We start from the raw sequence: 12,119 nt of genomic DNA on the forward strand, positions 1-12,119 counted from the left end.
GCAATCGGGTATACTCAGGCGGCAGTCCGGGATATCCAGGGAGAGTCAATTTGCGCGTCAGCCGCTCGTTAACAATTAAACAGATGGCAATGGTTGCGGCCGTTGTCATGGTGTTTGTTTTTGTCTTTTGCACCGTTTTGTTGTTCCATCTGGTACAGCAGAACCGCTACAACACGGCTACGCAACTGGAAAGCATCGCGCGATCTGTTCGGGAACCTCTTTCTTCCGCGATTTTAAAAGCGGATCTCCCCGGCGCGGAAACCATTCTGGAAAGTATTAAACCTGCGGGCGTGGTGAGTCGCGCCGATGTGGTATTGCCGAATCAGTTCCAGGCGTTGCGTAAGCGCTTCATTCCTGAACGCCCCGTCCCGGTTATGGTGACGCGTCTCTTCGAACTGCCGGTACAAATTTCTTTACCGGTTTATTCGCTGGAGCGTCCCGCCAATCCGCAACCGCTGGCCTACCTTGTATTGCAGGCGGATTCGTACCGTATGTACAAGTTCGTCATGAGCGCGCTCTCTACGTTAGTGACCATTTACTTACTTTTATCGCTGATCCTGACGGTGGCCATCGCCTGGTGCGTAAACCGCCTGATTGTGCATCCGCTGCGCAAAATCGCCCGCGAGCTGAACGACATTCCGCAGCAGGAGCTGATCGGACATCAGCTGGCGTTGCCGCGTCTGCATCAGGATGATGAAATTGGGATGCTGGTACGCAGCTATAACCTCAACCAGCAGCTTATGCAGCGTCAACGCGAGGAGCAAACGGACAATGCGATGCGTTTTCCGGTTTCCGAGCTGCCCAATAAAGCCTTTTTAATGGCGCTGCTGGAACAGGTTATCACCCGCCAACAGACCACCGCGCTTATCATCGTGACGTGCGAAACGTTGCGTGACACGGCAGGCGTGCTGCAAGAAACGCAGCGGGAGATTCTATTACTGACGCTGGTTGAGAAGCTGAAGTCGGTGCTGGCGCCGCGCATGGTGCTTACGCAGGTCAGCGGGTATGACTTTGCCATTATCGCCCACGGCGTTAAAGAGCCGTGGCACGCCATCACATTAGGTCAGCAAATACTCACTATCATTAATGAACGACTGCCCATCCAGGGTATTCAACTGCGCCCAAGCTGCAGTATTGGCATTGCGATGTATTATGGCGATCTGACCGCCGAAGAGCTCTATGGTCGCGCCGTCTCCGCCGCCTTTACCGCGCGCCGAAAAGGTAAAAATCAGATCCAGTTCTTTGACCCGGCGCAGATGGAGGCCGCTCAACAGCGCCTTACCGAAGAGAGCGATATCCTTACCGCGCTGGATAACCATCAGTTTGCCATTTGGCTGCAGCCGCAGGTCGAGATGCGCAGCGGCAACGTATTAAGCGCCGAAGCCTTGTTACGTATGCAACAGCCGGACGGTAGCTGGGAATTGCCGGAGGGGCTGATTGAGCGCATTGAATCCTGCGGCCTGATGGTCACGGTGGGCCATTGGGTGCTGGAAGAGTCCTGCCGCCAGCTTGCCGCCTGGCAGGAGCGCGGCGTGACATTGCCGCTCTCCGTCAATCTTTCCGCGTTACAGCTCATGCACCCTGGCATGGTGTCGGATCTGCTGGAATTGTTAAATCGCTATCGTATTCAACCGGGTACGCTGATTCTTGAGGTCACTGAAAGCCGCCGTATCGACGATCCACACGCTGCCGTCGCTATCTTACGTCCGTTACGTAATGCTGGCGTGCGTATCGCACTGGATGATTTTGGCATGGGTTACGCGGGGCTGCGCCAGTTACAGCATATGAAGTCGCTACCGGTCGATATCCTTAAAATTGATAAAATGTTTGTCGATGGGTTACCGGATGATCACAGTATGGTGACGGCGATTATTCTGATGGCCCGCAGTCTTAATTTACAATTGATTGCCGAGGGCGTGGAGAACGAGGCGCAACGCGCGTGGCTGGAACAGGCCGGAGTCAACGTCGCGCAAGGCTTCCTGTTTGCTCGGCCCGTTCCCGCGGATATCTTTGAAGAACGGTATCTGTCGCACGAAAATCCTGATTACAAAAGTTAAAAAAGGTCGCGCTTGTGCGAGCCAGCTCAAACTTTTTAACATTTTTGTTTCAATTATGATCCTGGCGCATTTCTGTCATGTTGTGTGGGTGTTATTTTAAGGCCGCAGGTTACTCATAACCTTACAAGACCTGTGGTTTTTACTTCAAGGACACCCTATGAAAACCTCTCTGTTCAAAAGTCTTTATTTTCAGGTCCTGACAGCAATCGCCATTGGTATTCTCCTTGGCCATTACTATCCTGAACTGGGCGCACAAATGAAACCGCTTGGCGACGCGTTCGTTAAGCTCATTAAGATGATCATCGCTCCTGTCATTTTCTGTACTGTCGTGACGGGCATCGCAGGCATGGAAAGCATGAAGGCGGTGGGGCGTACCGGCGCGGTCGCGCTGCTTTACTTTGAAATTGTCAGTACGATTGCGCTGATTATCGGTCTTATCATCGTCAACGTTGTGCAACCTGGCGCCGGGATGAACGTCGATCCGGCAACGCTGGATGCGCAGGCGGTGGCCGTTTATGCCGCACAAGCCAAGGAGCAGGGCATTATTGCCTTCCTGATGGATGTCATACCGGGCAGCGTGATCGGCGCGTTTGCCAGCGGCAACATTCTGCAGGTCTTATTGTTTGCGGTGTTGTTTGGTTTTGCGCTGCACCGTTTGGGCAGCAAAGGCCAGCTCATTTTCAATGTGATTGAGAGTTTTTCACAGGTCATTTTCGGCATCATCAATATGATCATGCGCCTGGCGCCGATTGGCGCATTCGGCGCGATGGCCTTCACCATCGGTAAATACGGCGTCGGTTCTCTGGTGCAACTGGGGCAGCTCATTATCTGCTTCTATATCACCTGTATTCTCTTCGTGGTGGTGGTGCTGGGGACGATTGCACGGGTAACGGGCTTTAGCATTTTTAAATTTATTCGCTATATCCGGGAAGAATTACTCATTGTGCTCGGCACTTCCTCTTCCGAGTCAGCGTTGCCGCGTATGCTCGATAAGATGGAAAAACTGGGGTGCCGTAAATCGGTGGTGGGGCTGGTGATCCCGACGGGGTATTCGTTCAACCTTGATGGCACCTCTATTTACCTGACGATGGCGGCGGTGTTTATCGCCCAGGCGACCAACAGCCATATGGATATCTTCCACCAGATAACGCTGCTGGTCGTGCTGCTGCTATCGTCAAAAGGCGCTGCGGGCGTGACCGGAAGCGGCTTTATCGTGCTGGCGGCCACTATCTCCGCCGTAGGCCATTTACCGGTTGCGGGCCTGGCGTTAATCCTCGGTATCGACCGCTTTATGTCCGAAGCGCGCGCGCTGACTAACCTGGTGGGTAACGGCGTGGCGACGGTGGTGGTTGCCAAATGGGTGAAAGAGTTAGATCACCAAAAGCTGGACGATGTGCTTAATAATCGTGCGCCGGATGGCAAAACGCACGAAATTTCCTCCTAATCTCGCCACTTATGCCCGTAGTCCCTTCCAGGACTGCGGGTGTTTGCGCATAATTGACCCCTGCGCCCAAAGCATACAGCATGATGCTTAGGGATTATTTCACTTCTTCCGTGACATTTTTAGGTTCTCGCGGTCTAACACGAAGTGTTTTTACGTCATATTCAGACATCCCTGCCGGGGCTGTCTTTTTATTACCAGGATTGTTGATCAGGGGTTCACATGCAGGGCACAAAAATTCGACTCTTAGCGGGCAGTCTGTTGATGTTGGCCTCTGCCGGCTATGTGCAGGCAGATGCGCTCCAGCCCGATCCGGCATGGCAACAGGGGACGCTGGCTAATGGGTTACAGTGGCAAGTGTTGGCTACGCCTCAGCGCCCCAGCGATCGTATTGAAGTTCGTCTACAGGTTAATACCGGTTCGCTCACCGAAAGTACGCAACAGAGCGGGTTCAGCCATGCGATTCCCCGTATCGCGCTAACGCAAAGCGGTGGTCTGGATGCCGCACAGGCACGTTCTTTATGGCAGCAAGGGTTTGATCCGAAACGTCCCATGCCGCCCGTTATTGTTTCTTATGATTCCACGCTCTATAACCTCAGTTTACCCAATAACCGTAACGATCTGCTGAAAGAAGCGCTGACCTATCTGGCTAACGTCTCCGGTAAATTAACCATTACGCCAGAGACGGTGAATCATGCGTTAAGCAGCGAAGATATGGTTGCGACGTGGCCAGCAGATACTAAAGAGGGCTGGTGGCGTTATCGGCTGAAAGGGTCGGCGTTATTGGGGCACGATCCCGCGGAACCGTTAAAGCAGCCGGTAGACGCAGCCAAAATTCAGGCTTTCTATGAAAAATGGTACACCCCGGATGCCATGACGCTGATTGTTGTCGGCAACATTGATGCGCGCTCCGTCGCCGAGCAGATCAATAAAACGTTCGGTACGCTGAAAGGTAAACGCGAAACGCCCGCCCCGGTGCCGACGCTTTCGCCGCTGCGGGCGGAATCAGTGAGCATTATGACCGATGCGGTGCGCCAGGATCGTCTCTCCATTATGTGGGATACGCCGTGGCAACCGATTCGCGAATCGGCGGCGCTGTTGCGCTACTGGCAGGCGGATCTGGCGCGTGAAGCGCTGTTCTGGCATATCCAGCAAGAGCTGACTAAAAATAACGCGAAAGATATTGGCCTGGGGTTTGACTGCCGGGTTCTGTTCCTGCGCGCGCAGTGCGCCATCAACATTGAATCACCTAATGATAAGCTCAATACCAATTTGAGCCTGGTGGCGAATGAACTGGCGAAAGTACGCGATAAAGGTTTGTCGGAAGAGGAGTTTACTGCTCTGGTGGCGCAGAAAAATCTCGAATTGCAAAAGCTGTTCGCGACCTACGCGCGTACCGATACTGACATTTTGACTGGACAGCGTATGCGCTCGCTGCAGAATCAGGTGGTGGATATCGCGCCGGAGCAGTATCAGAAGCTGCGTCAGAATTTCCTCAACAGTCTGACCGTCGACATGCTCAATCAGAATCTACGTCAGCAGCTATCGCAGGAGATGGCATTAATTTTGCTGCAACCGCAAGGCGAGCCGGAATTTAATATGAAGGCGTTAAAGGCGACGTGGGATGAAATCATGGTCCCGACAACTGCCGCCGCTGTTGAAGTAGATGAGGCGCATCCGGAAGTGACGGAAACACCGGCGGCACAGTAAGCTGCCGCCTGTCGGCCCGGTAAGCGTAGCGCCACCGGGCAAGAGCAAATGACTTACTGCGGCATCGCGTCGTGCGGAATAATGGCCCCACGGTACTGAATCACCGTGCTGGCCGTCAGGTGTCCGCGCTTCGCGGCATCCGTCGCGCTGCCGCCCGTCAAACGAACGGCCAGATAACCGGCGCTGAAGGAGTCGCCTGCGGCAGTGGTGTCTATCACTTTCTCTTTCGGCAGTTTTACTGCCGGAACGTCAATGAGCGCCTCGCCCTGAATCGAGACCAGGCATGAGTCCGCCCCGCGTTTTACCACCACTTCCTGCACGCCTGCCGCATGGGTGCGGGCAATGACCTCTTCCACCGGTTGCTGACCCCATAGCGCGTCTTCATCGTCCAGTGTCAGGAAGGCGATATCAGTACATTCCAGCATCTTTTGATAGACCTGCTGCGTTTCTTCGCGACTTGTCCATAAACGCGGGCGATAGTTATTATCAAAAATGACTTTCCCGCCGTTGGCCCGGCATTCACGCAATAAAGACAACAGCTTATCACGGCTGGTTGGGCTTAAAATCGCGAGGCTAATGCCGCTCAGGTAGAGATAATCGAAGGTCGCCAGCGTCTCGCAGATAGCCGCTGACTGTTCGCTCTCCAGCCAGAATTTCGCTGCCGCTTCGTTACGCCAGTAGTAGAAGGTACGCTCGCCAGTGTCATCGGTTTCGATGTAATAGAGGCCTGGCAGGCGATTTTCCATCCGCTGCGTTAGCGAGGTATCCACATTTTCATGCTGCCACGCCTCCAGCATCTGTTGGCTGAAACTGTCGGTACCCAGCGCCGTCACATAGTGAACGGCCAGAGCGGCAGAATCGACCTGACGGGCAATATAAACGGAGGTATTCAGCGTGTCGCCGCCGAAGCCGCGCTGAACATCAGCGCCTTTCTGCGACAGCTCAATCATGCATTCGCCAATCACGGCAATCTTTTTAGACATAGTCGTGAACCTGATCTGTAAAAATTAGCGTTAGTGTGCGCTGTGGATGTTTAGTGGTCAATAATATTAAAACATCGGTCCATTATTTTTTTGAGCAAGTGCGTATTTTTGACAAGTTTCGGGGTCTGTTTTTATTTTGCCAGGGACCGAGGGTAAAGTTCTCTGCCTGAACGCCGATAACCTTTGACGAGTCCGGACAGTCACACTCCCATTAACAGGACAACTGAGATGATAAAGCAGGTTATCCAGCAGCTACGCGTTCCTGATGCAGGTATAGAGAATTTGCAGGAACGGCGCTATTGGCTGCAATGCGAGCGTGCCTATACTTACCAGCCGATATACCAGACGGATGGCCGTCTGATGGCGGTTGAACTTCTCACTGTCGTCACCCATCCTGATAACCCTTCCAGACGTATTGCCCCGGATCGTTATTTCGCGGAGTTAGCGGTTCGACACCGCATTGACGTAGTGAAAGAACAACTTCATCAGCTTGAACAAAAAGCGGATTTTTTCACTCGCCATCACTTATTGGCATCGGTCAATGTCGATGGCCCTACGCTAATTGCCATGCGACGACAGCCGGACATTCTGGCCGCGATGGAGCGCTTACCCTGGCTGCGTTTCGAACTGGTGGAACATATTCGTTTGCCGAAAGACTCCTCTTTCGCCTCGATGTGTGAGTTCGGCCCGCTGTGGCTGGATGATTTTGGTACTGGTATGGCCAATTTTTCAGCGCTGAGCGAAGTGCGTTATGACTACATTAAAGTGGCGCGCGAGCTGTTCGTCATGCTGCGTCAGTCCCCGGAGGGACGCAACCTGTTCACTCTGCTGCTGCAACTGATGAACCGCTACTGCCGCGGCGTTATTGTCGAGGGCGTGGAGACGCTGGAAGAGTGGCGTGATGTGCAGCGTTCGCCCGCCTTTGCCGCCCAGGGCTATTTTCTTTCTCGACCCGTGCCGCTGATATCGCTCGAAGAGGTGATTCTGACCCTGTAACGCCAGACTGTTCCCGTAATACATGGTATTACGAGGCGCGGTCATCCTCCTTTTTCGTCTGGCTGAACTATCTTTAGGACAGGCAAGGGAAGAAGTGAGGAAATAACACATGACTAAAGCAGGCAAAATAACCGCCGCCATCACAGGGACTTTCTTGTTGTTGATCGTCATAGTGATTTTGTTGATCGCAACATTTGACTGGAACCGCCTCAAACCGACCATCAACCAGAAAGTCTCTACCGAATTGAACCGGCCTTTCGCTATTCGCGGCGATTTAGGCGTGGTGTGGGAACGCCAAAAACAGGAGACTGGCTGGCGAAGCTGGGTACCGTGGCCGCATGTTCACGCGGAAGATGTCATTCTCGGCAATCCGCCGGATATTCCGGAAGTTACGATGGTACATCTGCCACGCGTTGAGGCGACGCTTGCTCCGCTGGCGCTCCTGACCAAAACCGTCTGGCTGCCGTGGATCAAACTGGTGAAACCCGACGCGCGTCTTATTCGTCTGTCCGAGAAAACCAATAACTGGACCTTTAACCTCGCGCAAGACAAGAATACGGACCCCAATGCTAAACCTTCCGCCTGGTCCTTCCGGCTGGATAATATTCTCTTCGACCAGGGGCGAATCGCGATCGATGATAAGGTCAGCAAGGCGGATATCACTATTCTGATCGATCCGTTAGGCAAACCGTTGCCGTTCAGCGAAGTGACGGGAACGAAAGGCAAAGCAGACAAATCCACCGTGGGCGACTATGTCTTCGGCCTGAAAGCGCAGGGGCGTTATAACGGGGAACCGTTGACCGGTACGGGCAAAATAGGCGGTATGCTGGCGCTACGCAGCGAAAGTACGCCTTTTCCTGTGCAGGCCGATTTCCGCTCTGGCAACACGCGGGTGGCTTTTAGCGGCGTGGTGAACGAGCCGATGAAAATGGGCGGCGTCGATCTGCGGCTTAAATTCTCTGGCGATTCACTGGGCGATTTATATGATTTAACCGGCGTGCTGCTGCCGGATACGCCGCCGTTTGAGACCGATGGGCGACTGGTGGCGAAAATTGACGCCGAAAAGTCATCTGTATTTGATTATCGCGGTTTTAACGGGCGCATTGGCGACAGTGATATCCACGGCTCCCTCACTTATACCACCGGTAAACCGCGCCCTAAACTGGAAGGCGATGTCGAATCGCGCCAGTTACGACTGGCCGATCTTGGGCCGCTGATTGGCGTGGATTCCGGGAAAGACGTTGAGCAGTCGAAACGGTCTGAACAGCGCAAAGGCGAGAAGAATGTTCAGCCGGCGGATAAAGTGTTGCCTTACGATCGCTTTGAAACCGACAAATGGGACGTTATGGACGCCGATGTCCGGTTTAAAGGCCGACGTATTGAGCATGGCGGCAGTCTACCGATTAGCGATCTTTCGACCCATATCATCCTGAAAAATGCCGACTTACGTCTACAGCCGCTGAAGTTTGGTCTGGCAGGCGGCAGTATTGTCTCCAACATCCATCTGGAAGGGGATAAAAAGCCAATGCAGGGGCGGGCGGATATACAGGCGCGTCGGCTGAAGCTTAAAGAACTGATGCCGGATGTGGAGCTGATGCAGAAAACGCTGGGCGAGCTGAACGGCGATGCGGATATTCGCGGGACGGGCAACTCGGTCGCCGCGCTGCTTGGCAACAGTAACGGCAATCTGAAATTATTGATGAATGATGGATTGATTAGCCGCAACCTGATGGAAATCGTGGGGCTGAACGTCGGCAACTATATTGTCGGGCAGATTTTTGGCGATGACGAAGTGCGGGTTAACTGCGCGGCGGCGAATCTCAATATTGCGAACGGCGTGGCGCGACCGCAAATTTTTGCTTTTGATACAGAAAATGCGTTGATTAACGTGACCGGTACGGCGAGCTTCGCCTCTGAACAGCTCGATTTAACCATTGATCCGGAAAGTAAGGGGATTCGTATTATTACGCTGCGATCGCCGCTGTACGTGCGTGGGACATTTAAAAATCCGCAGGCGGGCGTCAAGCCCGGCCCGCTGATTGCGCGCGGCGCGGTTGCGGCAGCGCTGGCGACGTTGGTAACGCCCGCCGCCGCGCTATTGGCGCTCATTTCGCCCTCTGAAGGCGAAGCCAATCAGTGCCGGACGATTTTAACGCAGATGAAGCAGTAACGTGAAACGTAGCGCCGGATGACGCCATCCGGCGCCCTATTACAACGCCTGATGACGCGTCTCATGGGTTAACAGCAGTGCAATCAGCGTCAGCGCCGCCATTGACGCCAGGTAAACCCCTACCGCCGCCAGCCCGTAGTGGCTTTGCAGCCATGCGGCAATATACGGCGCGACGGAAGCGCCCAGAATCGATGACACATTGTAGGAAAACGATGCGCCGGTATAGCGCACTTCCGTCGGAAATAGCTCCGGCAGCAGCGCTCCCATTGGGCCGAAGGTCAGCCCCATCAGGCTCAGGCCCAACAACAGGAACACGAATACCAGCGCTGGATTGCCTGAACCCAGCAGCGGGGTAAAGGCGAACAACGCGAAGAGAATGATGAGCGTGGTAATGATGACCATGCTTTTCCGACGGCCAAATGCGTCCGCCAGCAGGCCGGCGACGGGCACCATCACGCCGAAACCAATCACCGCCATCATCAGCATCCACAGTATTTCATTGCGCGGCAAGCCAAGCCCCACCGGCGCGGCGGCAGTGCTGTAAGTCATGGAATAGACGGTCATGATATAGAACAGCGTGTAGGTCGCCAGCATAATAAACGTGCCGAGAATGGTTACGCGGACATGCTTCGTCAGCAACGTGCCCAGCGGTATTTTTACCTGTTTTTTCGCTGCGGCGACTTTCGCAAACACCGGCGTTTCATGCAGCGACACGCGCACATACAGGCCGATAATCACCAGCACCGCCGAGAAGATAAACGGCACGCGCCAGCCCCAGCTCATAAACTGCTCGTCGGTCAGCAGCCAGGAGAGCAACAGGAAGGTGCCATTGGCAAAGAAGAAGCCGATCGGCGCGCCCAACTGCGGGAAGGAGCCATACAGCGCGCGTTTGCGCGGCGGCGCATTCTCCGTCGCTAATAACGCTGCGCCGCCCCATTCGCCACCCAGCCCTAGTCCCTGACCGAAACGCGCCAGCGCCAGCAGCAGCGGCGCGAAAATACCTATCGTCGCGTAGCCCGGTAACAGACCGATAATGACCGTGGAGATCCCCATCGTCAGCAGCGAAGCCACCAGCGTGACTTTGCGGCCTACCCGGTCGCCGAAGTGGCCGAATAGCGCAGAGCCAATCGGACGCGCCACAAACGCGATAGCGAAGGTGGCGAGCGATTGTAGCGTTGCCGCAGTGGGATCGCCCTGGGGGAAGAAGATAAGGGGGAACACGATCACCGCAGCGGTGGCGTAAATATAGAAGTCGAAGAACTCAATCGCGGTGCCGATAAGCGAGGCAATAACGACTTTATTGCGTGAGTTTACCGGAACATGTTCCTGTTCATGGTCGAGCGTTGTGGCGGTTGCTTGCATACTATTTTCTTATTTTTAGCGAACGAATAGCCATATTACGCACAGCAAAAGTTATATTTCAATGTGTAACAAAAGCCAAAAATGGTCAAAAAAAGCGCAAAAAGGGGATAATGTTTAAGCCAGCCATTTTGCGTCTATGAAATGCTTCACATAATTTTAGAATTAGTGGATAAAACTGGTTTCAGGTTAAATAAAAGTTAATTACTGGATTTATATGCTGAAACAATGAGATGAGGCGGAAGGACGTGCCTGATTGTACCGCCGGGTACGCTTTGCATGCCCGGCCTGGGTCCACACAGCAGTAGGCCGAATGACGACGCCGTGCGTGCCATCCGGCAGCAAGCCGCAGACTAGCGTTGCGTTTTACCCGGCATTCGCGGGTCGTCCTTATATTCGGCGGTGGCTATCCAGGCCGCGCAGAATAACGTCAGGCGGGCAAAAAAGTAGAAGAATGCCATCAGACCGAGTACGGAGCCAAACGCCGCGCCGGAAGGCGATTTCACCAGTGACGGCAGCGTATAGGTCATAATGATTTTAATCACCTCAAAACCGATAGCGGCGATAAATGTCCCGCGAATCAACGCTTTTTTACGGGGACGATGGCGAGGCAGTCGCCAGAAAATCCAGAAGAAAAGCAGATAGTTGGCAAAAATAGAGATGGCCAGACCGATCAAATGCCAGGCCGGTTTTAACCATTCGATGCTGTCGAGATACAAGGCGGAGATGATCATCTGCTGGGCGGAACCGGCAATGGAAGTAATGGACAGCGTAATGATTAAAGCGATTAATAATCCAATCAGCGAGATAAAATCGCGCAGATATTTGAGCCAGATTTTCTCCTGATCCTGCGGCTTGCGCTCCCAGACGTCCCGTGACTGGGCGCGAATCGCTTCCCGCAGGTTGCCCATCCAGTTAACGCCGGAATAGAGCGCGATACCCAATCCGACCAGCCCTACCGTGGTACGCTGTTGAACCGCCGTATTAATCGTATTTTTAAGCGTGGACGCCAGCGTAGGATCGCTCACATTCATCAATATCTTGCTGAAAATATCTTCCAGTAGATTAGGGTGCGAGGCGAGGATAAAACCTGCCGCGGCAAAGGACACCATCATTATCGGGATCATCGACAGAAACGAAAAGTAGGTGATAGCCGCGCCAAACTGATTACCCAGTCGATCGTTAAAACGTTCGGTCGCGCGAATGAGGTGGGCCACCATTGGTTGACGCTGAATTTTTTGCATCAGGGTGGTGACGGAATGCAACGCCTGATTTGCCTTTTCGTTTTTTTCCGGGGCGTCATGCGGCTGCGTTTCTATTTTTTGTATCGGGTCGTGCTCCAGTTCCTGAATAGGGCGTTTTACGTCATTTTCCTGCGTCATCAGGTCGGTAGTCCTTCATCA

Annotated in this window: 8 protein-coding genes; 5 read left to right on the top strand and 3 right to left on the bottom strand. The window is 53.7% G+C overall.

Annotated elements, in window-relative coordinates; translation table 11 throughout:
* Positions 1–50 precede the first annotated feature (50 nt).
* From hmsP to ACLJQD_RS13325, 3 genes are all read left to right on the top strand, one after another.
* The gene (gene hmsP / locus ACLJQD_RS13315) at positions 51–2,057 is read left to right on the top strand and encodes a biofilm formation regulator HmsP (RefSeq protein WP_001266361.1); all 2,007 of its coding nucleotides are present in this window, start codon (positions 51–53) and stop codon (positions 2,055–2,057) included.
* A 157-nt stretch (positions 2,058–2,214) separates the two neighbouring features.
* Positions 2,215–3,501 carry a C4-dicarboxylate transporter DctC gene (gene dctA, locus ACLJQD_RS13320; protein WP_000858228.1) on the top strand — a complete coding sequence of 429 codons (1,287 nt, stop codon included), beginning with the start codon at positions 2,215–2,217 and terminating at the stop codon, positions 3,499–3,501.
* Between the two features lie 219 nt (positions 3,502–3,720).
* Complete coding sequence (locus ACLJQD_RS13325) at positions 3,721–5,208, top strand: M16 family metallopeptidase (RefSeq protein ID WP_410967616.1); 1,488 nt, start codon at positions 3,721–3,723, stop codon at positions 5,206–5,208.
* Between the two features lie 53 nt (positions 5,209–5,261).
* Here ACLJQD_RS13325 and ACLJQD_RS13330 read toward each other — a convergent pair whose 3' ends face one another.
* Entirely contained in the window at positions 5,262–6,191 is a 930-nt protein-coding gene (locus ACLJQD_RS13330) for a sugar kinase (protein WP_000037583.1), read from the bottom strand.
* Positions 6,192–6,419: 228 nt separating this feature from the next.
* Between ACLJQD_RS13330 and pdeH the strand changes: the two genes are divergently transcribed.
* Positions 6,420–7,187, top strand: coding sequence for a cyclic-guanylate-specific phosphodiesterase (gene pdeH, locus ACLJQD_RS13335; RefSeq protein ID WP_000595626.1), 768 nt, complete (start codon positions 6,420–6,422; stop codon positions 7,185–7,187).
* 109 nt (positions 7,188–7,296) lie between these two features.
* On the top strand, positions 7,297–9,357 hold the full coding sequence (locus ACLJQD_RS13340; protein WP_017441623.1) for an AsmA family protein: 2,061 nt from the start codon (positions 7,297–7,299) through the stop codon (positions 9,355–9,357).
* 39 nt (positions 9,358–9,396) lie between these two features.
* Here ACLJQD_RS13340 and ACLJQD_RS13345 read toward each other — a convergent pair whose 3' ends face one another.
* Complete coding sequence (locus ACLJQD_RS13345) at positions 9,397–10,719, bottom strand: MFS transporter (RefSeq protein ID WP_001148981.1); 1,323 nt, start codon at positions 10,717–10,719, stop codon at positions 9,397–9,399.
* A 350-nt stretch (positions 10,720–11,069) separates the two neighbouring features.
* A complete protein-coding gene (gene yhjD / locus ACLJQD_RS13350; RefSeq protein WP_000191231.1) occupies positions 11,070–12,098 on the bottom strand; it encodes an inner membrane protein YhjD in 1,029 nt (342 codons plus the stop codon).
* Positions 12,099–12,119: the final 21 nt, after the last annotated feature.

The organism is Salmonella sp. SAL04214 (assembly GCF_046550615.1).
GTDB classification, from domain to species: Bacteria; Pseudomonadota; Gammaproteobacteria; order Enterobacterales; family Enterobacteriaceae; genus Salmonella; species Salmonella enterica.

What these genes read in the sequence shown, in the direction of transcription:
- dctA (WP_000858228.1), top strand. Translation starts at nt 2,215, where the DNA reads ATGAAAACCTCTCTGTTCAAAAGTCTTTATTTTCAGGTCCTGACAGCA.
- ACLJQD_RS13325 (WP_410967616.1), top strand. Translation starts at nt 3,721, where the DNA reads ATGCAGGGCACAAAAATTCGACTCTTAGCGGGCAGTCTGTTGATGTTG.
- ACLJQD_RS13330 (WP_000037583.1), bottom strand. Translation starts at nt 6,191, where the DNA reads ATGTCTAAAAAGATTGCCGTGATTGGCGAATGCATGATTGAGCTGTCG.
- pdeH (WP_000595626.1), top strand. Translation starts at nt 6,420, where the DNA reads ATGATAAAGCAGGTTATCCAGCAGCTACGCGTTCCTGATGCAGGTATA.
- ACLJQD_RS13340 (WP_017441623.1), top strand. Translation starts at nt 7,297, where the DNA reads ATGACTAAAGCAGGCAAAATAACCGCCGCCATCACAGGGACTTTCTTG.
- ACLJQD_RS13345 (WP_001148981.1), bottom strand. Translation starts at nt 10,719, where the DNA reads ATGCAAGCAACCGCCACAACGCTCGACCATGAACAGGAACATGTTCCG.
- yhjD (WP_000191231.1), bottom strand. Translation starts at nt 12,098, where the DNA reads ATGACGCAGGAAAATGACGTAAAACGCCCTATTCAGGAACTGGAGCAC.